The sequence below is a fragment of the Geodermatophilus sp. SYSU D00758 genome (assembly GCF_054049955.1).
Map to the genome: position 1 here is coordinate 113,668 of NZ_JBJGYK010000008.1, position 21,796 is coordinate 135,463.

The 21,796-nt window shown below is 74.3% G+C and carries 15 protein-coding genes; 6 read left to right on the forward strand and 9 right to left on the reverse strand.

Translation table 11 applies throughout. The features are described 5' to 3' along the window. The first annotated feature begins 148 nt into the window (after window positions 1-148). Entirely contained in the window at window positions 149-754 is a 606-nt protein-coding gene (locus ACI8AC_RS08130) for a DoxX family protein (RefSeq protein WP_456896954.1), read from the forward strand. Continuing rightward, window positions 751-1,803: a PHP domain-containing protein gene (locus ACI8AC_RS08135; protein WP_456897035.1), complete on the forward strand. Its 1,053-nt coding sequence runs from the start codon at window positions 751-753 to the stop codon at window positions 1,801-1,803. Before ACI8AC_RS08130 ends, ACI8AC_RS08135 begins: the two co-directional genes overlap by 4 nt. A gap of 144 nt (window positions 1,804-1,947) precedes the next feature. On the opposite strand, the gene ACI8AC_RS08140 is transcribed toward ACI8AC_RS08135, so the two are convergent. The 6 genes from ACI8AC_RS08140 to ACI8AC_RS08165 all read right to left on the reverse strand — a co-directional run bounded on the left by ACI8AC_RS08140 (window position 1,948) and on the right by ACI8AC_RS08165 (window position 12,922). Continuing rightward, window positions 1,948-4,473, reverse strand: coding sequence for an alpha/beta fold hydrolase (locus tag ACI8AC_RS08140; RefSeq protein WP_456896955.1), 2,526 nt, complete (start codon window positions 4,471-4,473; stop codon window positions 1,948-1,950). A gap of 98 nt (window positions 4,474-4,571) precedes the next feature. Continuing rightward, window positions 4,572-5,336 (reverse strand): lipase family alpha/beta hydrolase, encoded by a 765-nt coding sequence (locus ACI8AC_RS08145; protein WP_456896957.1) that lies wholly within the window; start codon window positions 5,334-5,336, stop codon window positions 4,572-4,574. A 4-nt stretch (window positions 5,337-5,340) separates the two neighbouring features. Next, on the reverse strand, window positions 5,341-7,881 hold the full coding sequence (locus tag ACI8AC_RS08150; protein WP_456896959.1) for an alpha/beta fold hydrolase: 2,541 nt from the start codon (window positions 7,879-7,881) through the stop codon (window positions 5,341-5,343). A 190-nt stretch (window positions 7,882-8,071) separates the two neighbouring features. Continuing rightward, the gene (locus tag ACI8AC_RS08155; RefSeq protein ID WP_456896961.1) at window positions 8,072-9,817 is read right to left on the reverse strand and encodes a glycosyltransferase; all 1,746 of its coding nucleotides are present in this window, start codon (window positions 9,815-9,817) and stop codon (window positions 8,072-8,074) included. Window positions 9,818-9,910: 93 nt separating this feature from the next. Continuing rightward, window positions 9,911-11,317, reverse strand: coding sequence for a glycosyltransferase (locus ACI8AC_RS08160; RefSeq protein ID WP_456896963.1), 1,407 nt, complete (start codon window positions 11,315-11,317; stop codon window positions 9,911-9,913). A gap of 51 nt (window positions 11,318-11,368) precedes the next feature. After that, window positions 11,369-12,922, reverse strand: a complete 1,554-nt coding sequence (locus tag ACI8AC_RS08165; protein WP_456896965.1) for a lipopolysaccharide biosynthesis protein — start codon at window positions 12,920-12,922, stop codon at window positions 11,369-11,371. A 633-nt stretch (window positions 12,923-13,555) separates the two neighbouring features. On the opposite strand from ACI8AC_RS08165, the gene ACI8AC_RS08170 reads away from it, so the two are divergent. From ACI8AC_RS08170 to ACI8AC_RS08180, 3 genes are read left to right on the forward strand one after another with little or no spacing between them, the layout of a single operon-like run. Then, window positions 13,556-14,371 carry a glycosyltransferase family 2 protein gene (locus ACI8AC_RS08170; RefSeq protein WP_456896967.1) on the forward strand — a complete coding sequence of 272 codons (816 nt, stop codon included), beginning with the start codon at window positions 13,556-13,558 and terminating at the stop codon, window positions 14,369-14,371. A 47-nt stretch (window positions 14,372-14,418) separates the two neighbouring features. Next, complete coding sequence (locus tag ACI8AC_RS08175) at window positions 14,419-14,994, forward strand: metal-dependent hydrolase (RefSeq protein WP_456896969.1); 576 nt, start codon at window positions 14,419-14,421, stop codon at window positions 14,992-14,994. Window positions 14,995-15,031: 37 nt separating this feature from the next. Further along, a complete protein-coding gene (locus ACI8AC_RS08180; RefSeq protein WP_456896971.1) occupies window positions 15,032-16,042 on the forward strand; it encodes a glycosyltransferase family 2 protein in 1,011 nt (336 codons plus the stop codon). Here ACI8AC_RS08180 and ACI8AC_RS08185 read toward each other — a convergent pair. Together ACI8AC_RS08185 and ACI8AC_RS08190 are read right to left on the reverse strand one after the other, a co-directional pair. After that, window positions 15,994-17,304, reverse strand: coding sequence for a glycosyltransferase family 2 protein (locus tag ACI8AC_RS08185; protein ID WP_456896972.1), 1,311 nt, complete (start codon window positions 17,302-17,304; stop codon window positions 15,994-15,996). The two genes, ACI8AC_RS08180 and ACI8AC_RS08185, sit on opposite strands and share 49 nt — an antisense overlap. 105 nt (window positions 17,305-17,409) lie before the next feature. After that, entirely contained in the window at window positions 17,410-18,291 is an 882-nt protein-coding gene (locus tag ACI8AC_RS08190) for a beta-1,6-N-acetylglucosaminyltransferase (protein WP_456896973.1), read from the reverse strand. A 494-nt stretch (window positions 18,292-18,785) separates the two neighbouring features. Between ACI8AC_RS08190 and ACI8AC_RS08195 the strand changes: the two genes are divergently transcribed. After that, the gene (locus tag ACI8AC_RS08195) at window positions 18,786-19,499 is read left to right on the forward strand and encodes a glycoside hydrolase family 16 protein (RefSeq protein ID WP_456896974.1); all 714 of its coding nucleotides are present in this window, start codon (window positions 18,786-18,788) and stop codon (window positions 19,497-19,499) included. 46 nt (window positions 19,500-19,545) lie between these two features. Here the strand turns inward: ACI8AC_RS08195 and ACI8AC_RS08200 are convergent, their stop codons facing one another. After that, window positions 19,546-21,567 (reverse strand): hypothetical protein, encoded by a 2,022-nt coding sequence (locus ACI8AC_RS08200; RefSeq protein ID WP_456896975.1) that lies wholly within the window; start codon window positions 21,565-21,567, stop codon window positions 19,546-19,548. Window positions 21,568-21,796: the final 229 nt, after the last annotated feature.

The window sequence follows — 21,796 nt, forward strand, 5'->3', positions numbered from 1 at the left end:
GGCACCGGGCGATCCTCCCGGCCCGTACCGGCGCCGTCATTGACCCAGCGGAGTGGCGTGCGCGTCACTACGGTCCTGATCAGGGGTGACCCGGGCCGATCCGGGGCACCCGTGGCCCGCACGCACACCCGACGGAAAGAGGTCCACCATGTTGCTCCGCCGGATCGCCCGGCCGTTGCTCGCCTCGTCGTTCGTCTACGGCGGCATCCAGACGCTGCGCAAGCCGCAGGACCGGGTGCCGGGCGCGCGCCCCATCGTCGAGGCGGTCGCCGACCAGGCCGACAAGCAGCTGCCGGTCGAGGTCCCCCGGGACGTCGAGCAGTGGGTCAAGGCCGACGCCGCCCTCAAGGTCGCCGCCGGCAGCATGCTGGCCCTGGGCAAGCTGCCCCGGCTCTCGGCGCTGCTGCTCACCGTGAGCGTGGTGCCCACGACGCTGGCCGGGCACCGGTTCTGGGAGCACGAGGACCCCGACGAGCGGTTCGGCCAGCTGGCGGACTTCCTGAAGAACACCAGCATGCTCGGCGGCCTCCTGCTGGCCACGGCCGACACCGAGGGGCGCCCGTCGGTGGGCTACCGCGCGCGCCGCGCGGCCCGGCTGGCCTCCGAGGCAACGGAGAAGAACCTGGCCCAGGCGCAGAAGCGCGCCGCCAAGGCCTCCCAGCGGGCGACCAAGGCGCAGAAGAAGGCCACCCGCACGGCCGGGAAGAAGGCCGGCAAGGGCACGGTGAAGAGCGCCGGGAAGGTCTTCAGCTGAGCGACCCGCTCCCGCCCGCGGCCGCGCTCCGGAGGATCGCCTTCCTCCTGGAGCGCGCCCGCGAGCCCACGCACCGGGTCGCGGCGTTCCGCACCGCGGCCGCGGTGGTGGACGCCCTCGGCCCCGAGGAGCTCGACCGGCGCATCCGCACCCGGACCCTCACCGACCTGCGCGGCATCGGCCCGAAGACCGGGGCGGCGATCGTGCAGGCCCACGCCGGGGAGGTGCCCGAGTACCTCGCGCGGCTCGAGGAGGCCCACGCCGAGCTGGTCCCCCTGGCCGACGACGTGGCGGAGTACCGCGCCGCGCTGCGCGGTGACCTGCACGCGCACTCGGACTGGTCCGACGGCGGCAGCCCGATCCACGAGATGGCCGAGGCGGCGATGGCGCTCGGCCACGAGTACCTCGCGCTCACCGACCACTCGCCGCGGCTGACCGTCGCCAACGGGCTCTCCCCCGAGCGGCTGGAGCGCCAGCTCGACGTGGTCGCGGCGCTGAACGAGGAGCTGGCGCCGTTCCGGATCCTCACCGGCATCGAGTGCGACATCCTCGTCGACGGGTCCCTGGACCAGACCGAGGAGCTGCTGGGCCGCCTGGACGTCGTGGTGGCCAGCGTGCACTCCGACCTGCGGGCCGACGGCGCGGCCATGACGGCACGGATGCTGGCCGCGGTCGAGAACCCGCACACCGACGTCCTCGGCCACTGCACCGGCCGGCTGCTGATCCCGCGCGAGCAGCGGGAGGGCCGCCGCCAGCGCCCCCGGCCGGAGAGCACCTTCGACGCCGAGGCGGTCTTCCGCACCTGCGCCGCCCACGGCACCGCCGTCGAGATCAACTCCCGGCCCGAGCGCCTGGACCCGCCGCTGCGGCTGCTCGCCCTCGCCCTCGAGCTCGGCTGCGAGTTCGCGATCGACACCGACGCGCACGCCCCCGGTCAGCTCGACTGGCAGGGCAACGGCTGCGAGCGGGCGGTCGAGGTCGGCGTCCCGGTGGAGCGCGTGGTCAACACCCGGACCGCGGAGGACCTGCTGGCCTGGACGGCGGCCTGAGCCCCGCCCCGTTTTCCCGGTGATCATGGGCTTCTGGCCGGCCGGCCCGGCGCGTCGCCGCGTGTCCCCGGCGAGAAGCCCATGATCACGGCGGGTGGGGCCGGTCGGGGCCGGGCGGCACGGCGGGGACGGCGGGGACGGCGGTCAGGGGGCGGGCGCCGCCTCCACCACGTGCTCGACGACCGTGGTCACGTACGGCAGCTTGAGCAGCGCGTTGTGGTCGCAGTCGACCCGCACCACCCGGCGGTCGCCCGGCAGCAGCCGCTGCCACACGGTCAGGTCGTCGGTGTTCTCGTTCGACAGCACCACCAGCGACCGGCCCGGCCACGGCGTCGGCCGGTGGAAGCGCACCACGCGGGCGCCCTGCTCGAAGAAGACCTGCTTGCGCAGCTCCGGCTCGTACCGGACCAGCCCTGCGCCGAGCACCTGCCACCGGGCCCGCCACAGCTGGGCCCGAGACAGCGGCGCCGTGGGCTCCCCCGGCTGCGGGGCGTCGCCGGCCAGCGCGTGCGGCAGGTAGGTGTCGAGCAGGGTGAGCAGCTCCACCCGGCGCCCGCGGCCCGACAGCAGGTGGGCCAGGGCCATGGCCACCAGCCCGCCCATCGAGTGGCCGACCAGCTGCACCGGCCCGTCGGGCACCAGCCGCTCGACCACCCGCAGGTACCGGCGGGCGGCGCGGCGCACGGTCCAGTCGGGGAGCCCGCGGGCGTCGTAGCCGTGCGCCTGGAGGGCGTAGACCGGGGTGTCCGGGCCGAGCGCGGCGGCGAAGGCCTCGAAGTAGGCGGCCTCGGCCCCGGCGCCGGCCAGGCAGAAGACCGGCGTCCCCGTGCCGGTGGTGCGCAACCGGACCAGGTTCGGCACCCGGTCGGCGCGCTGCCCGGCCCGGGCCGCCTCCACCCGCCGCGCGAAGTCGGCCAGGGTGGGGTGCTCGGCCAGGTCGCCGGCGGCCAGCGTGACGCCGAGACCGGCCTGCAGCCGCGCCAGCATCTCCTCGACGGCCAGCGAGTCGCCGCCCAGCGCGGTGAAGCTCTCGTCCCGGCCCACGGCCTCCAGCCGCAGCACCGGGGCCCACACCCGCTCGACCAGCCGCTCGGCCTCGGTCGCCGGCGGCACCGGCTCGGGCCGGGGCGGCGGGTCCGGCAGGGCCCGCACGTCGACCTTGCCCCGCTCGCTGCGCGGCAGCTCCGCCAGCAGGACGACGTCGCGCGGCACCATGTAGTCCGGCAGCACCCGCGCCACCGCACCGCGCAGCGCCGCCGGCGAGGGCGTGCGCCGGGTCGGCTCGGGCACCACCCAGGCCACCAGCCGGGCCGGCGCGTCGCCATCGCTGCGGGCCCGGACCACGGCGTCGACCACGTCGGGCAGGGAGCGCAGCACCGCCTCCACCTCCGCGGGCTCCACCAGGTAGCCGCGGATCTTCACCGCGTCGTCCGCCCGCCCGACCAGGTGCAGCACGCCGTGCTCGTCGAAGCGCGCGCGGTCCCCGGTGCGGAAGCGGGTCCGGCCGTCGGGCAGCGGGGTGAAGACCGCGGCGGTCGCCTCGGGTGCGCCCCAGTAGCCGGCCGACATGTACTCCGACGTGACGTGCAGGACGCCGACCTCGCCCGGCGGCACCTCGTGCCCGTCGGGGTCCAGCAGCGTCAGCTCGCGCAGCGGCACCGGCCGCCCGTTGGGCACCACGCCGTCGGGCACCGGGTCGCCGGGGTGGATCTCGAAGGTGGTGAGCTCGGCGGTCTCGGAGGACCCCATCCAGTTCACGAACACCGACTCCGGGGGGAGCCGGCGGCGGGCGATCTCGACGTCGGCGCCGTAGACCTTCTCCCCGGCGGTGGTGAGCAGCCGCACCGAGCCGAGCACCGCGTTCTCGGGCAGCGCCTCGTCGATCGAGCGCAGCAGGGACGGCGTGAGGTGCAGCGTGGTCACCCCGCTGGCCGGCAGCCACTCGAGCAGGTCGCGCAGGCCGTGCACCCGGGGGTCGCGGACGCAGACGGTGGCCCCGTTGAGCAGCGCCCCGAAGACCAGGATCTGGCCCGCGGCGAAGGAGGCGGGCAGGACCAGGGCGACGCGGTCGCCGGGCGCCAGCCCCAGCGCCGCCCGGCAGGTCACGCCGACGGCCAGCACGGTGCGGTGGGTGTACACCACGCCCTTGGGGACGCCGGTGGTGCCGGAGGTGAAGATGACGGAGGCCGGGGTGTCCAGGTCGGCGGCGGGCGGGTCGCCGGCCGGGGCGCCGCCCTCCGGCCGCAGCCCGCGCACGGCCTTCACCCCGGGCAGCCGCGCGGCCAGCTCCCGGCGCGCCTCGTCGGCCAGCACGACCTCGACCCCGGCGAGCTCGGCGATCACCGCGATGCGGTCCTCGGGCAGCGCCACGTCGAGGAGCACGCCGGTGCGCCCCGAGGCGAACACGGCGACGAAGGCGGCCATGCTCTCGGTGCCCTGCTCGGCGAGGATCCCGACCGGCCGGGTGGCGTCCCCCCGCAGGGCCGCGAGCTCCGCCCCGAGGACCTGCACCCGGTCCCACAGCCGCGCGTAGCTCATCGCACCCTCGGCGGAGTCGATGGCCGGCGCGTTCCCGCGTGCGGCGACCACCTCCTCGAGGCGGGCCCGCACGTCGGCCCACGGACCGGGCAGGGTCAGCTCGCGCAGGCTCCCGGGGCTGGTCGTCGCCATGGGCACCACCCTGACGTGCCCGGTCCCGGGAGCACAACGGCCCTCACCGGATCGGGCGCGGGGGGGTAGAACGTTGCCCGAGGTCCCACCGGAGGGGGTCAGCCGCCGGTCAAGCGCTCGCAGTCGTCGGCGTCGAGGTCGACGGGCTCGTCGGATGTGAGCTCCGTGACGGCCACGTTGACCGAGAGCGGGTCCTCGAGCAACTGGCTGTGGTTGATCTGCGCCCCCTCGCAGACGTCCTGCAGGCGCAGGTTGAGCGCTCCCTCCAGCTCGGAGGACTCGGGCGGTTCGACGGCGCCGTCGGTCTCCGACCAGATGGAAACCCACGTCGCCTCGCCTGGGGTCTCGTCCTGCGACTCAAGCTCGGCCAGGAAGTCACTGCCGGGGATGAGCTGCTGGCAGGCCTCGAGGCACTCGGCGAACACAGCTGAGCCGTCCGAGCCGTGGTGCGGGGAGCCGAGCGTGACCACCCGGTGTACTGCCTGGGCCCCGCTGGTCGACGCCCACAACCGGGTAACGATGCCACCCGCCGAGTGCGCAAGGACGTCGACGCTGTCGGTGCCGGTCCGCTCCATGACCTTCTCGGCCGTCTGGCCGAGGGTCCACGCCGAGTCCCAGAGGTCCACGGTGTTGTTCTCGGGCAGTTCCACGATGGTGACGTCGCGGCCGGCGATCCGGAGCGCCTCGGCCAGCGGCTCCATCTGCTCGCCGTCGCCCCCGTACCCGTACACGAGCAGCACCGGGCGGCCCTCGACGTCCTCGGCCAGGCGGATGCCGACGACCACGCCCACCACGACGAGGAAGGCGGTGAGGAGCGCGAGGAGCAAGAGCAGTGGCCGGCGGCTGCGGTGCGGGACGGTCACTCCTTTATCCTCCCTGGACGGCGTCGAGCCGGGTGCGGACCGCGGCGGCCACCTCGGTGACATAGGGCACTCTCAACAGCCCGAGGTGGTCGGTGCCGATCCGCCGGACGTCGAGTTCGCCGGGCAGCAGCTGACCCCACCACGCGGGGTCGTCGGTGTTCTCGTACGAGAGGTACACCAGTGCGGGGCCCGGCCAGGACGTGGGCCGGTGGAACCGCGCCACCCGGGCGCCCTGCTGGTGGAAGACCTCCTGCCGGAGGGCGTTGTCGTAGCGGAGCAGCCCCGCCCCCAGCACCCGGGCGCGGGTCGCCCAGATCTCCCGCCGCGGCAGCGGGTCACCGACCGGCCCCATCGTGGACGGTGCACCACGCGGCTTCGCAGCCGGCGGGAGGAAGGTGTCCAGAAGGGTGAGCAGGGAGACCGCGCGGCCCCGCGCACCGAGCAGCTGCGAGACCCGCAGCGCGACCAGCCCGCCCAGGGAGTGGCCGACGAGCGCGAGCGGCCCCTTCGGGTACTCCTGCTCGATGACCCGCAGGGCGCGGCGCGCGGCACGACCGACCGTCCAGTCGGGGAGGCCGCGGTTCTCGAACCCGTGCGACTGGATGGCGAACACCCCTCGCTCGGGCCCGAGGCCTGCGGCGAGGGCCTCGAAGAAGGCGGCGGCGCCGCCCGCCCCGGCAAAGCAGAACACCGGGGGTAGGGAACCGGGCGGTCGCAGGCGGACGAGGCCGTCGGATCGCCGGAGCCGGCCAGCCGCGGCGGCGCGGTCGACGAGTGCGGCGAACTGCTCGAGCGTGGGGTGCTCGGCGAGGTGCGCCGTGGTGAGCATGTGCCCCAGCTCCGCCTGTACCCGCTCGAGCATCTCCTCCACGCTGAGCGAGTCCCCGCCCAGCGCGGTGAAGCTCTCGTCCCGACCGACCCGGTCCAGTCGGAGGACGACCGCCCAGATGCGCTCGATCGTGCGTTCCGTCGCCGTCGCGGGCGCGGCCGGCTCCGGGCGGGGCGGCGGCTCGGGCAGCGACCGGAGGTCAACCTTGCCGCGCTCGTTACGGGGCAGCGACGCGAGGAGGACGAGGTCGCGCGGCACCATGTAGTCAGGCAGCGCCCGGCCGGTCGCCGACCGCAGGGCCGCGGCCGACGGCGTCCGCCGGGCCGGATCCGGGACCACCCACGCCACCAGCCGCTGCTCCCCGGATCCGTCGCTGAGCGCGCGCACGACGACGTCGGTGACCTCGGGCAGGGCCCGCATCGCCGCCTCTACGTCGGCCGGTTCCACCAGGTAGCCGCGGATCTTGGCCGCGTCGTCGGCCCGGCCCAGGAGGGTGAGCGTGCCGTCGGCCTCGATCCGGGCTCGGTCGCCCGACCGGTACTGGACGCGACCGTCGTCGAGGGGGGTGAAGCGTCCGGCCAGCGCCGGGTCCTGCCAGTACCCGCCCGGCAGGTACGCCGACGTCACGACCAGCGTGCCGACCGTCCCCGGCCCCAGCTCGGCCCCGTCGTCCCCGGCGACCGTGATCTCCCGGGTCGGCACCGGCCGCCCGGCCGGCACCAGGCCACGTGGAATCGGATCGCCCTTCCGGATCTCGTAGGTGGCGAGCATCCCTGTCTCGGAGGACCCCAGCCAGTTCACGAATCGGCCGTCCCGCTCCAGCCGGTCCAGCGCGGCGGCCGCATCGGACCCGAAGACCTTCTCGCCGCACGTCGTCACCAGCCGGACGCCGGTCAGCAGCTCTTCGGGGGCGAGGCCGCTGAGCACCGCGCGCAACAGGGACGGCGTCGCGTGCAGGGTGCTCACCCGGGTGTCGAGCAGCCACTCCACGAGGTCGCGCCGTGCCATGGACCGGGGATCCTGGACGCACAGCGTCGCCCCGTTGAGCAGCGCCATGACGACCACCTCCTGTCCGGCGGCGAAGGCCTGCGGCAGGACGAGCGACACCCGGTCCCCCGGGCCGAGGGCGAAGCGTTCGCGGCCGATGAGGGCCGTGGACAGCATCGTGGCGTGCCGGAGGACGACGCCTTTCGGCTCGCCGGTGCTGCCGGAGGTGAAGACGATGGTCGCCGGGTCCTCGAGCGAGACAGGAGGACGTGGCCCCGCCGCAGCTCCGGGACCGCCCAGGCCGACGGGGTGGACCACGGTGATGCCGGCGAGCATGGCCGCGGTGTCGGCGTACCGGTCGTCGACGATGACGACCTCGACGCCGGCGCGCGCGACGACCTGCCCGAGCCGCGCCACCGGTTGCGTCCCGTCGAGGAGCACGCACGGCCGGGCAGAGGCGATGACGCCCAGCATCGCGACGACGCTGTCGACCCCCTGCTCGGCGAGGACGCCGACCGGTCCGCGGGCTCCGTCGACGGCGAGCTCGGCCGCCATGGCGTGGACCCGGGACACCAGGTCGCGGTAGGTGAGGGACCCCGTCACGGCCTCTACTGCGACGACGTCCCCGAGGACGCCGGCCACCTCCTCGAGTCGGTCGACGAGCCCCCGGTGGGGACCGGGCAACCGGAGCTCCGGCAGCCCCGGCACGATGTCGACCTGCACGTCCACCTCAGCGCACCTCCCGGGCAGGACCCGCCGCGGGAACGGGTCGACCACGGGTCCCCGGGTGCACAGTCCCCCGCACGGCCGCCGTCCTACGGCGTCCCGGCGACCTCCGGGGGACGACGCTAACCCACCGGTTCCCCGCGGCTCGGCGCACGCCGGGCCGTTCACCCGATCGTCGGGACCGGCACGTGGGTCAGCGTCGGACCGCGCTCCGGGCGACGCCCAGGACCCGCCGGGCGATCCCGCGCGCGTCGCGCTCGAGCTCACGGACCGGCCACCACGGCGGCGCGAGGGCGGTGGCCACCAGGTCCTCGGGCGTGGTGTCCCACCGGACCTCGATGCGGGGCCAGGCGTACCGGTCCCGCCGCCGGCGCGGCGCCCGGCGTCCCTCGAGGGCGAAGGCGGCGACGTACCCTGCACGCCGGGTCGCGGTCCGGACCCGCAGGTCGTGCTCGCCGAAGGGATAGGCGAGCACCGCCTCGACCGGGAGACCGGTGGCCCGGAGATCGCGGAGCGGCCGGTCGAGCTCGCGTTCCAACCCGGCTCGGTCCTGCTGGGTGAGGTGGGCGTGTGTACCGGTGTGCACGCCCAGTGACCACCCGTGGTCGACCAACAACCGCAGCTGGTCGATGTCGAGCAGTGGGAGCTCGACAGCACCTCGCTCGGCGTCCCAGCGGTTGTAGCCCCCCAGCTGCTCGCTCACCAGGAACACCGCGGCGGGGACGTCCCGCGGGGCGGTCACCGGGAGCGCCCCGTCGAGGAGGCTGACGTAGCCGTCGTCGAAGGTGAGCAGGACGCTGTGCGCTGGGAGCATGGCCCGGCCGTCGAGATGCGCCAGGACCTCGGGCAGTCCGACGAAGGCGAAGCCCGCTCCCCGGAGTGCGTCGATGTGCTGTTCGAGCTGCTCGGCGCTCACGCACCAGTCACCGATCACCGGGTCGTCGACTTTCTGGACCGCGTGGTAGGCGAGGACGACGGGAGCCCGGCCGGTGGGGTCGAGGCCACCGCCCTCGTGTACTCCGCGCCAGTAGCACGCGTCACGTAGCCGGGTGAAGAGCCAGCCGGTGAGCCGGTCGATGCGCCCCGACTCGGCGGCGGCCAGCACAGGTGAGGCGAGGGCCCGGGCGGCTCCGGACGGGACGAGGTGTGCCCACCGGCGCAGCACCCGGCCGCTGGGCGACCCACCGCGATGCGCTCGGAACAGCTCGGACGACAGCTCCGGGTGTTTGCGGACCAGCACGGCGTCGGCCCGACCCCCTTGCCGCCACTGCCCCAGGTTCTGCCGCGGGGTGACGACATAGCGCTGATAGGAGACCGCTCCGGGTGCGTACCGGACCTGGGCGCCGCTGCGGAGCAGCCGGTGCAGGAAGTCGGTGTCCTCGGCGCCGAACTGTCCACGCGCGTTGAAGGTCTCGTCGAAGCCGGCGGCCCGCTCGAAGACCTCCCGGCGCACCGAGAGCTGGCCGGTGAGGAGGTCGCCGAGCGACAGCTGGCCGCGGGTCCGGGTCAGCCGCTCGTGCCTCGCATGCGCCCACTCCTCGACCCCCTTGCCGAGCAGCGTCCGGGGGGAGTCGGGGTGCAAGGGGATGTGGCCGATGACGGCATCGGCGCCCGCGCCGAGCACCGCGTCGTGGGCCAGGAGCAGCTGTGGGTCGACCACCATGTCGTCATCGAGGAAGAGGAGCACCTCACCGCGCGCCTCCGCCGCCCCGTGATTCCGGGCCGCGGCGGCGCCCCGGTTCTCCTGCTCGAGGACCAGGACCTCGAACGGCATGGGCACCGAACGGGCCGCCTCCGCGCTGCCGTCGGTGGCCCCGTCGACCACTACCACCAGCTCGACCGGCCACGGCGTCTCCAGCTTCGCCATCGCCCGCATGCTCGCAACGAGGACATCGCGACGCTGGTACGTCGGGACGACGATGCTGAACCGCTTGCTCACCCTGGTCGAACCCCATTCCTGCCCCCGTTGCGCAGCCCCTACCTCGGCCGCACGGCGGACACTAACCGCGTCGAACCCACGTGGTTACCTCTCTCACCGGTCCGGGTGATGGCTGCCTCCGGACCTCCCGCTCCACCGCGTACGTCCCGTGCGGTGGATCGTTCGCCGCTGCGGAGTCACGCTCGCCGCACCGTGTGCTCGGCGCTGGACGCGCCGGCGGCTGCGGAGGTAGGCGCCCGGGCCCTGCAGCGCTCCCCACCGTTCGAGCCAAACGAGTTCGCGGGGGGCGGGGGCGCCCAGTGGGGCCTCGACGGGGGCCGGTGCCGCGGTCGCGGCCGGGTCACCGCGCAGGGCGCGTCGGGCCACGCGCGGCAACTGGGAGAGGACGCCACCGACGTGCCACGGCTCGGCCACCACCAAGGAGGTCAGCATGGCGGTGAACCCGAGGCCGTAGGCCTTGATCTGGCCGCGCAGCGATGGGTAGTCGGCTCGGTGGGTGTGGTGGACGACGGCGCGCGGCTCGTACCCGATCGACCCCCCGGACGCGAGCAGACGGATGAAGACCGCGAGGTCCTCGCCACCGCGTGCCGGGGTACCGGTACCCAGCGCCTCGTCGAAAGGCCCCAGCCGGCGGAGCGCATCGGCACGGAAGGCCATGTTCGCCCCCGCCCCGCAGGCGCCAGCTCCGTACAGGGCGAAGCGGCGGATCTCGGCGCCCTCCCAGTCGGTCACGGCCACCTCGGCACGACGGGTGAGCCGTGAGCGGCCCGCCGCACCGCGGTAGGTCAGCGGCGCGAACACCCGGGCGGCGCCGAAGCCGCCGTAGTGGCGCTCGAACCACAGTTGGGCTGGGGTCTCCAGCTCCGCCGGCAGGATCAGCCCGGTCGCGGCGTCCTCGTCCGGCCGCAGGGCCAGCCGGCCGGCCAGTGCACGAAGCCACCCGGGGTCGACCTGCACGTCGTCGTCGGTGAAGGCGATCACTTCGCCGCGGGCGCTGCGGACACCGGCGTTGCGGGCGGCGGAGATCCCCGGCACCGGCTCGCGGACGACCCGGACCCGCGACAGGCCGGCGACCAGGTCGGTCAGGAGATCCGCAGCGCCCTTCGCCGAGTTGTCCACGACCACGACCTCGAAGTCCGGGTGGTCCAGGGCGTCGAGCGCCGCCAGACCGGCCCGCAGCTGCTGAGGCCGCGCCAGGTTGGTCGGCACGATGACGCTGGCGCTCGGCAGGGCGCCGGCCAGCCGGGAGAGGTCGGGCCTGGCCGGCGCCGCGGCGACCACTGCCGTCACCCGGGCGGCGACGTCCTCCCGCGGTATCGCATCCGCGCCGTCGAAAGGCACCTCGGCCACCCCAACGGGTGTGCCGCCCTGCCGGACCACCAGCCACACCCCCGACCAGCGGGTGCCGTCCTCGCGCAGCGCCGACAGGGCCGCCGGGCGGTCCTCGACGTCGACGACGGCGACACGGACGGGGAACTGCTGGGGCGCAGGGCGATCCACGGCCTCACGGTACGGCCGGGTCGACGCTGCGAAGGCCGAACCAGGTCGGACTCACCCGTTCGGTTCCCCCGGGACCGCAGAGGCCGCCGTCACGGAGGCGACCCCCTCCTCCAGACGGACGCGCGCCGCCCGCAACTGGTGGAACAGCCACGGCAGGCAGGCCACAGCGAGACCGAAGCGGACGAGGTTCCAGGTGGTCGTGTGGGGAAGCCAGAGGGTCGCCGCGCTGACCCCGGCCGAGATCACCACGCCGAGCAGGATGCGTCGCGGGACGCGGGGCAGCGCCACCGAACGGGGAACGGCAAGCCGGTAGCCGATCGACTCGACGGCGAAGGCCGCCACCGTCGCGGCGGCCGCGCCCAGGAGCCCCCACACGGGGACGAGCCCGATGTTGATGCCCACGTTGGCCACGGCGGCGACGATGGCACTCAGCGCCAGCCCCCGGGTGAGCTTCCGGCTCATCAGCTCCCACACCCAGCCAAGGCCGAGCAGGATCGGTAGTCCGGCGAGGGCGACGATGTAGACGACCTCGTGCAGGTCCTCCGGCCGGAAGGTGGCCGGAGCCACGATGGTGAGGACGAGCGGGGCTGCCAGCGTGATGCCGAGGATCACCGGACTCATCAGCCGCAGCAGACCGCTGCGGGCCAGGCCGATCACCCGCCACCGCGCGGCGTCCTCCCGGACGGCGGCGATGCGCGGCAGGAACGCCCCGTCGGTCATCCCGATGAGCAGCACGGCCAGGTTCCCGACGACGTAGGCGATCTGGTAGCGGCCGGCCTCCTCCGGGCCCAGGAGCCGCTGGATCACCAGCCGGTCGCTGGCGTTGAGCACGAACAGGGCGATGCCGCTGACCATGAGCGGCAGGCCCAGCCGCACCGCCCGGCGGGTGACCGCGAGTTCAGCCCGCCGCGGTAGCCGCGGCCGGACCAGTACGAGGCCGATCAGGAGGGTGGCGGTGAGGGTGATCAGGTTCCCGGTGGCGTAGGCGCTCGCCGCCCGCTCGTCGGCCAGGAACAGCAGCGTCAGTCCGGCCGCCTGCCCGCCCAGTGCGGCAAGCACATTGACCAGGGTGAATGCCACCAGGCGGTCCTGGCTCAGCAACAGCGCGGCCACCATGAACACGCCTGCGGCCAGTGGCGTCCAGGCCACGACGATCCCGACGATCGGGCTCTCGGCCCGGAAGCCGAGAGCGGGCGCCCAGGACGCCTGGGTGAGGAACGCCACCCCCGTCAGCGACAGGGCCACCACCAGACCGACGCCGACGAGGGTCCGGGCGGTGTGGTCGCTGCCCGTCTCCGCTCGGATGAGGATCATGGCCTGGTCGAGGCCGATCAACGCGAGGACCACTAGCACCTGGTGCAGGGCGATGGCCGAGGAGAGGTGGCCGAACTCATCCCCCGGCAGCACGTGGGCCAGCACCGGGGACACCACGGTGGCCGTCACCAGCTGCAAGGAGAGGACACCGACGTAGAGCAGGTCCCGCCCGAAGAGCCTCGAGCTGCGCGGGGGTCTCACCTCCCCATCCGGGGCACCCTCGGTCGCCAGCACCGGGTCGTCGGCCACCGACTCCCCGGAACCGGGGGCCTTGCCTCCGGAACCGTGCACGCGTGTCTCCCTGGTCTTCAGCCACATCGCCGGCGCCTCACCGGTCGAGGGGGGTGAGCGCTCATCCTGCGGCGAACCGCGCGCCGGCACCGCCCGCGCCGACCGACCGGCCCCTTGAGTGGTGCCTCCAGGAGGCTACTGACCCCTCCACGGTCGCACCCTCTTCCACGAGCCGACCCCACCCGGACGGGGAGATGAGTGTGATCCTCCGCACCGGTTCGCATCGTCCATTCGTTTTGGTCGCCCTGCGGCGATGTCACGATCGCGCAGGGTGACCAGAGGGCTGGGTGTCGGTCACACAACGCACCCGGTTGATTTGTCAGCCGTATGGAGAGTCGGTATCAATGTCGTGGAGCGGGGACGAAAGCCGTCACCCGCCCAGCGAGATCCACCACCACGGGGGAATGTGCGCTGGCCGTCCGGCCGGGTCGACGTCGTCCCTGCGCCACCCCCGTGACACACAGGCAGACACGGGCAGCGATGACCCGTCGGGCTTTCTCTGGTCGCCAAGTCGCCCGGCGGTGAGCAGTGGCGAAACCGGGCCCTCACCCAGCACCGACGAGAGGACCCTGCATGCGCTCCCGCCACGTTCCCGACACCTTTGACGGGACGGCGCCGGCACCCCGCGTGAGCGTGGTCATCCCGACGTACAACGAGGCCAAGAACCTCCCCCATGTCTTCGCGCTCATGCCCGAGGACGTGCACGAGGTCATCGTCGTCGACGGCCGCAGCGTCGACGACACGGTCGCCACGGCGCGGTCGCTGCGCCCGGACGTGAAGATCGTCATGCAGACCCGCGTCGGCAAGGGCAACGCCATGGCCTGCGGCTTCGCCGCCGCCACCGGCGACGTCCTCGTCATGCTGGACGCCGACGGCTCGGCCGACCCGCGGGAGATCCCGCGGTTCGTTGCCGCGCTGCTCGACGGGGCCGACTTCGCCAAGGGCACCCGGTTCGCCAACGGCGGCGGCAGCGCCGACATCACCCGGATGCGGGCGTGGGGCAACCGGTGGCTCAACCGGGCGGCCAACACCCTCTTCGGCACCCGCTACACCGACCTCTGCTACGGCTACAACGCCTTCTGGACCCACTGCCTGCCGGTGCTCGAGCTCGAGACCGGCGGCCGCGGCGACCAGAAGCTGTGGGGTGACGGGTTCGAGATCGAGACGCTGATCAACACCCGCGTCGCCAAGGGCCGCCTGCGCATCGTCGAGGTGCCGAGCTTCGAGTTCGAGCGGATCCACGGCCAGAGCAACCTCAACACCTGGCGCGACGGGTTCCGGGTGCTGCGCGCCCTGGCCGTCGAGCGGGTCAACGGCAAGGGCCGGGCCCGCAGCCGCGCCACGATCACCGCGGCCGCCGAGGCGGTCGAGGCCGCGGAGGCCGCCGTGGCCGCCATGGCCCCGTCGCCCCGCACCGAGGCCGACGTGGTGGAGATCCGGTCGGCCTGACCCCGGCGTCCCCCCGCGACGGCCGGCGGGCGGCGAGACTGGACCCCGTGCAGCGTCCCGCGGTCCGCGTCCTCGCTTCCCTGGCCGCGCTGGCGGCGATCTGCCTGCTCGACGCGGCCCTGGCGGCGCGTCGCTGGTCGGTCCCCGCGGAGGCGGTGATCGACTGGTCGGCGCACCTGCTCACCGCCGGGCTGCTGCTGGCGGCGGCCGGGTTCTCCCGGGGCCGGCTGGTCACCTGGGCGCTGGTCGGTGCGGTGGTGGTCGACCTCGACCACGTGCCGCTCTACCTCGGCGCCGAGGTGACCGCCGGGGGCGGAGGCGGGCGGCCGGTGACGCACTCGGTCGTGGCCGTGCTGCTGCTGGCGGCCGTCGCGGCGCTCTGGCGGGCGCGGCGCACGGTGGTCGCCGGGCTGGCCCTGGGGGTGGCGCTGCACATCGCCCGGGACGTCGCGATCGGCCCCGGCGTCCCCCTGTTCTGGCCGCTGGTCGATGACTCCTTCCGCGTCGCCTGGACGACCTACCTGGGCCTGCTGGTGGTCGCCACCGCCGCCGCCTGCTGGCGGGCCTGGCGCTCGGCCGGCGAGCGCCCGCCCGCGCCGTGCGCGGACCACCCGGCCGGATGATCCCCCGGCCCTCCTCCCCCTCCTAGGCTGGTTCGACGTGTCCCCGTCCCACCCCGCACCCCCGGTGACCGCTCCCGGCGGCGCCCCCGCACCCGCCCTGGGCCCGGTGACCTCGGTCTCCGTGGTCGTCTGCGCCTACACCCTCGAGCGCTGGCCGGAGATCACCGCCGCGGTGGAGAGCCTGGCCGCCCAGACCCGCCCGCCGGAGCAGGTGGTGCTGGTCAGCGACCACAACGACGAGCTGCTGGAGCGGGCGCGGGCCGCGTTCCCCGGCGTGCTGTGCGTGCCCAACGCCGGGCCGCGGGGCCTCTCCGGCGCCCGCAACACCGGCGTCGCGGTGGCCACCGGCGACGTGGTCGCCTTCCTGGACGACGACGCCGCGGCCGAGCCGGAGTGGGTCGAGCGGACGCTGGCCGCCTACGCCGACGGGGACGGGGACGTCATCGGGGTCGGCGGCAACGTGGTGCCCGACTGGCGCGGCGCGCGCCCGGCGTGGTTCCCCGACGAGTTCCTCTGGGTGGTCGGCTGCAGCTACCGCGGGCTGCCGACCGAGCGGGCCGAGATCCGCAACCCGATCGGCGCGAACATGAGCTTCCGCCGCAGCGTCTTCGGCCTGGCCGGGGACTTCGACCCGGACATGGGCCGGCTGGGCAAGGACGCCGCGGGCTGCGAGGAGACCGAGTTCTCCATCCGCGCCCGCAAGGCCCACGCGGCCGGCCGGATCCTGCTCGAGCCCGGCGCCACCTGCCGGCACAGCGTCTCCGCCGACCGGGTCACCCGCCGCTACTACCGGCGCCGCTGCCGGGCCGAGGGCCGCTCCAAGGCGCTGGTCAGCGGCCTGGCGGGTGCGGAGTCGGCGCTCGAGACCGAGCGGGTCTACGTGCGGCGGACCCTGCCGCGTGGGGTCCTGCTCGGGCTGCGGGACGCCGCCCGCGGTGACCGCTCCGGCCTCGGCCGGGCGTGGGCGATCGTGGAGGGCGTCTCGCTGACCGCGGGCAGCTACGCGCTGGCCCGGGCCCGCGCCACCGCCCGCCGCGCCCGCAGGTAGAGCACCGGGCCGGCCGCGAAGCCGCGCAGCTCGCTGGCCAGCGCGCCGCGGGGGGCCGACACGCCCGCGCCGAGCCGCTCGTCCGTCGTCCGCCGGATGCGGGCGATGCGGGCGGCGCCGCGGGGCACCCGCCGCAGCACGTCGCGGCGCACGTCGCGCTGCAGCAGGCACTTGGTGAGGTAGGCCGTCAGGCCGGTGCCGTAGCCGTAGAGCTGCGCGAGCAGCGCGGCCGGGTCGGCCCGGTGGTGGTGCCAGACGACGGCGGCCGGCTCGTAGGCCAGCGCGTGCCCGGCCCGCAGAACCCGCACGAAGACGTCGAGGTCCTCCCCGCCACGGGTGGGCGCGCCGGCGCCGAGGGCCTCGTCGAAGCCGCCGAGGGCGCGCAGCGCCGCGGTGTCGAAGGCGAAGTTCGCGCCGGTGCCGAAGATGCCGGCCGAGTAGGGGTAGAGGGCGTCGTCGCGGGCGTTGCCCGCCAGGTCGTGCAGCTCCGGCTCGCAGCGGGTCGACCAGGAGGCCGCGCGGGCGTCGAAGTAGGCCTCCTCCGGGGTGTCGACGCCGGCGGTGGCGACCAGGCCGGTCACGCAGCCGACGTCGGCCCGGCGGGCGAAGCCGCGCAGCAGACCCTGCACCCAGCCGGGGTCCACGGCGACGTCGTCGTCGGTGTAGGCGATCACCGCCCCCCGCGCCTCGGCCAGCCCCCGGTTGCGCGCGCGGGACAGCCCCGGCCGCGGCTCGAGGACGTGCCGGAAACGCGGGTCCCGGGCGGCGAACTCGCCCACCAGGCGGGCGGTGGTGTCGTCGGACGGCGCGTTGTCGACGACCACGATCTCCAGGTGCGGGTGGGTGAGGGCGGCCAGCCGGTCCAGGCAGTCGCGCAGCGCCTCCCCGCGGTCGCGGGTGCAGACCACGACGGTGACCTCGGTGCCGGACTCGAACCGGGCCGGGCAGCCCTCGGCCGGGGCCGGCAGCGGGTCGCCGGGGGCCCACCCGCTCTGATGGGTGCCGCCCTCGGCGGCGAGGTGCGTGCGGACCCGGTCGGCGTGCCGGGTGGTGGCCAGCCGGGTCACCTCGGCGGGGTCCGGGCCGGCGCCGGCCGCGGGCAGCTCGACGTAGCCCACCGGGTCGCCGTGCAGCCGGGCGAGCACCCGGGCCCGGGGCTGCCCGGCGTAGGGGCGCACGCCGGTGACCGCGCCGCCGGAGAGCTCGAGCTCCCCGCACCAGATCGCCGTCGTCGCTGCAGTGGTCCGCGGGCCTGCGTCCATCCCCTCACTCCCGTCTGTCCCGGTCCCGCCGTGCGGGCTCTCGGACGCTATCCGCGCGCCAGTCTCCGGCGCTGCCCCTCCCCCTTGCCGGGTGCAGGGGCTCGCTCAGGTGTCGCGCCGCAGCGTCCGGTCGATGGTGTCGAGGACCGACGCATCGGCCTCCGACGAGAACTTCCGCGCGAAGAGCACCGGCACACCTTGGGGCCGGGTGTCGCGGATGTGCCGCAGGTCTGGCAGGTCGGCCGTGGTGAGCCATGGAGGGCTCTTGCGAGGGGCATCGTCCCAGCGGATGAACCACGCGGTGCCCAGCAGCTGACGCGCTGCGAAGCCGGAGGTCAAGGAGGGGCTGAGCAGGACCGAGGGGACGAACGTCTCGTCGGGGATCCACGTGCTCCGCCAGAAACAGGCGAGGTCAGGCCGGTTGTCGAGAGCCTGGACCACGGCCTCGGCGTCCTGTCGGGCCAGGATCTTCAGCTGGGAGCCGCCGGCCGGAGTGACGTCGCGGGGTAGGCGTCTCGGGACCGGGAACACGAGCATCCGCTTGCCCCAGGCGCGGAAGCGGTACCGCAGGCGCCAGAAGCCTCCGTGTCGCCACTGTGGCAGGGGGAGAGGACGGGCATCGGTCAGCGAGCGCCCGGGGACGGCAGTGAGCTGCTCGGCGATCGCAGCCGACGAGGCGATGGGGTAGTCGCTGCCTGTGAGGAGGGCGACGTGGGTGGCCGCTGTCCGGTCGAGGGCTGCACGATAGCCGTCCACCTCGGCCAGCACCGAACCCCAGCTCCCCCAGGGCGTGGGCCGCCGGTCGAGGAGCGTCACCCGCCCCGGGAGGTCCCGGGTCATCTCCTCGTACGTCTCCTGCGCAGTGCGGGCGTCGCAGTGCAGAAAGACGGGAAAGGGGTCCAGTGCGGCCACGAGCCGGCGTGTCTGACCCGGGTCGGCGTGGGCCATCACCACGCAGGCCAGGACGGGCGCGTGGGCGCCGTTCACCGCGGCTGGGGTCGGGGACCGGGAGAACCCCGACGACCCAGGACTCACCGCGAACCTACCTCGATCCGTGAAGGGCTCCCGGCCGCGCCGCGCCCGGCGACGACCCTCGAACCGACCATCGCCGACGCTACCCGATGGCCACGCACCGACACGGCGCAACAGCGTGGACCGTCCCCATGGGTGAACGGTCCTCGGGAACCTCCGGCTCCGCCCGCGCGTTGGTGTGCGGGGGCGCGGAGGTGCGCTGGCCTGCGCCCCCGGCGCTCGCGAGGGACGAGCGCCGTCCTGTCGTCCGCGCGCTGTCCGGCGCCGACCCCGAGGAGTACGCCCTGTTGACGTCCGAGGAGACGGTCGCCCCGCCTGCCCCGCCGGAGCCGCCCGCCCGCCGCCCTCGACGCCGACGCACCGTGCTCGTCGTCTCGGTCGTGCTCTCGCTCGTCGCAGCCGTCGTGGTGACCGCGACGTTGTGGCCATCGGAGGAGCCGGCGCCATCGGTGGTCGCTGCCCTACACCCCGAGGACGTCGAAATGCCGGTGGGGGACCTGCCCGGCTGGCGGCAGGTGTTCGTCGAGGACTTCCTGCAGGAGACTCCCCGCGGCACCTTCCCGGGCCCCGCCTACGAGGGCCGGTGGACCGGCTATGACGGCTTCGCCGACACGTCGGGGGCCGGTACCTATGCCACCTCGGACGTAGCGGCCGTGACCGACGGGGTGCTGGACCTGCACCTGCGTACCGAGGACGGCGTGCCGCTGGTCGCCGCTCCCATCCCGCTCGTGCACGGTCGGTGGGGTGGTCAGCTCTACGGCCGGTTCGAGGTCCGCTTCCGCGCCGACCCGGTGCACGGCTACAAGACCGCCTGGCTGCTCTGGCCGGACTCGAACGACTGGGCCGAGGGGGAGATCGACTTCCCGGAGGGCCCGCTGTCGGCGGAGATGTACGCCGCGAACCTGGAGGTCGGGTCGCCAGGCGTCTTCGACCTGAAGACCGAGGGGTTGGCCACGTTCGACGAGTGGCACGTCGCCACCATCGAGTGGACGCCGGAGGCCGTCACGTTCTTCCTGGACGGCGAACAGGTGGGGCGCTCGACGAGCAGCCCCTCCACCCCGATGCACTGGGTGCTGCAGACGGAGACCGACCACGGGCCGCCGCCCGCCGACGAGGAGGGGCACGTCGAGATCGACTGGGTGACCGTCTACGAGATGGCCTGACCACCGGCCCCGGTCCAGCGCTGCGTCGGACCGGGGCCGGGGGTTGTCACTGCACGGGGAATCCGGGCGCGACGAACTGGAAGACGTACAGGTCACCCGACTGCCGGACGAGCCGCCAGTCGGGATCCGTGGACAGCCCGTCCAGGAGATCCTCGTAGGTCCCCTCCTCGTACGTCGAGTAGTAGGCGTCGCGCGCTCGCATGCTGGCGCTGAAAACCACGTAGGCGGGGTCCTCGGGCCGGGTCCACACGAGGTCCTCCAACTGGTCGACGCTGATGTCGAAGCCGTTGGGCTGTATCGTCCCCTCCGCCAGCACCGCGTCGGAGACGATGCCGTCGAGGGTGCCGTCCTTGTCTGGCTCAGCGAGGAAGTAGCGCTCGTAGTCCAGCCATGCCCGTCCCGGCCAGGTGAACACCACCGGGATGACGTTGGCGTCCGGGTGCTCCTCCGCGAGGAAGCGCGCTGCGGAGATGTCCTCGGAGCGCACGACGTTCATGAACCACTGGTTGAACGAGGCCTGCGCAGCGAGCCCGGCGATCACCGCCGTCCACAGCACCGCGGCCGCGTAGGGCAGGACGCGCCGCTGGAGGAGGGATACCAGCGCCGGGCCGAGGACCACGGCGCACCCGAGGCACGAGTAGAGGATGACCCGGTTGATCGCCTCGCCGCCGTAGTTCTGGCCTCCCAGCAGCGCGATCGGTGAGAAGGCGAAGGCCGCCGGGACAAGCACGTCGGTGTTGCGCCAGGCGCGGCGCCAGCCGCCCCGGTGCAGTCGGACGGCGAGGACGGCGAGGGTGGACAGCCACATCACGACGACGGTCGCCCGGGCGACCAGGCTGCCCACATCGCTGCCGAGCGCGGAAACGCCTGGGACGTTGTTCGTAGCGTTGCCCACCGGGTCGAAGCCGCTGAAGAGCCCGTAGGCCTCCACGACCTCCAGCCGCGGGAGGACGTAGGCCACCAGGACAGCGAGCATGATGAGCGGGAGCCAGAACGGCGCACGGCGGAACACGGCCACCACGATCGCGAGGCCGAGCACCCAGAACGGCGTGAGCTGGTGCGTGGGCACGAGCGCCCCGAACACGAGGATCGCCAGCAGGGCAGCGGTCGGGCTGGTCCGGGACTGCGCGAGCGTGACGAGCACCCCAGCTGCCAGGCACAGCGCGATCGCCTGGGGGGCGAAGTAGTCCTGCCCGACCCAGTTGAGAAGCACCACGAGCAGCGCGGCGCCGGCTGCGCCGGTGTGGCCGGCGCCGAACACCCGCGCCAGGGCGACGACCTGCAGAGCGAGCACGAGGTGGATCAACGGCGTGATCCACTGGGCGAGGGCCAGCACCCCTACCCCGGACATGTCGCTGAAGTAGGCAGCGGCCGAGAACATGCCCGGCCAGTTCATGTAGATGTCCGGACCCGGGAGGACGTGGTGGTCGGTGAGCAACTGGTCGACCACGCCGATGTGCTTGTAGGCCCAGGTAGGTCCGGGCGCCTCCACCCCGGCCGAGGCGGTGGTGCGGAGCACGACGATCAGAGCGGCGACCGCGCCGCCGGCGAGCACGGGGCGATTCCAGCGCAGCGCGGCGAGGCCGACGGCGAGCACGCCGACGAGGGAGACCAGGAACTGCGGCGGTGCCGTCGCGAGCAGGCCGAAGACGGACGGTTCGGCGGTCCGGATGCCGGGCAGGGACAGCAGCCAGAGGATCAGGCTGGCGACCAGGACCACGGCGCCGATGAGCGACGACGTCCTGACACCGCTCCCGTACGCCCTCGACCACCCCCGGGATGGGTGCCGGAGGAGCGGCACGGCGGCCAGCGCAACCGTGGCGACGGCCACGAGGACGGCACTGAGCCAGGGGGCCCAGGCCTCGGACCAGGCCCCGACGAGGGACAGGCCGATCAGGAGGGCGAGCCCGAGCACGGGCGCCTGGCTCACCTTGGTCGAGGCCCGGAGCCGCAGGTGGACCGCTATCGCCGCGCCGGGACCGGCCAGCCAGAATGCGACGAACACCAGGCCGCTGACCCCGGCCGGCACCGGCAGCCCGGCCAGCACGACGAGGGCGAGGGCCGACACACCGAGGGCGGTCCATGCCAGGGCCTCATCGACCGGTGCGAGCGGTGACCGGTCGGCACGGGTGCGGCCACGAACCCTGCCGCCGTCACCGCGGTCGAGCATGAGGGTCGACCCGGTCCGGCCTGCCTCGTCGGACGCGGCACCGGACGTCTCCGCCCCACGGCTGGGCGGATCACCGGGCTGATGCGACGGGTGGCTCATGCCCCCATCGTCCCTCACCACGCTGCCA

What these genes read in the sequence shown, in the direction of transcription:
- ACI8AC_RS08130 (WP_456896954.1), top strand. Translation starts at nt 149, where the DNA reads ATGTTGCTCCGCCGGATCGCCCGGCCGTTGCTCGCCTCGTCGTTCGTC.
- ACI8AC_RS08140 (WP_456896955.1), bottom strand. Translation starts at nt 4,473, where the DNA reads ATGGCGACGACCAGCCCCGGGAGCCTGCGCGAGCTGACCCTGCCCGGT.
- ACI8AC_RS08185 (WP_456896972.1), bottom strand. Translation starts at nt 17,304, where the DNA reads ATGGACGCAGGCCCGCGGACCACTGCAGCGACGACGGCGATCTGGTGC.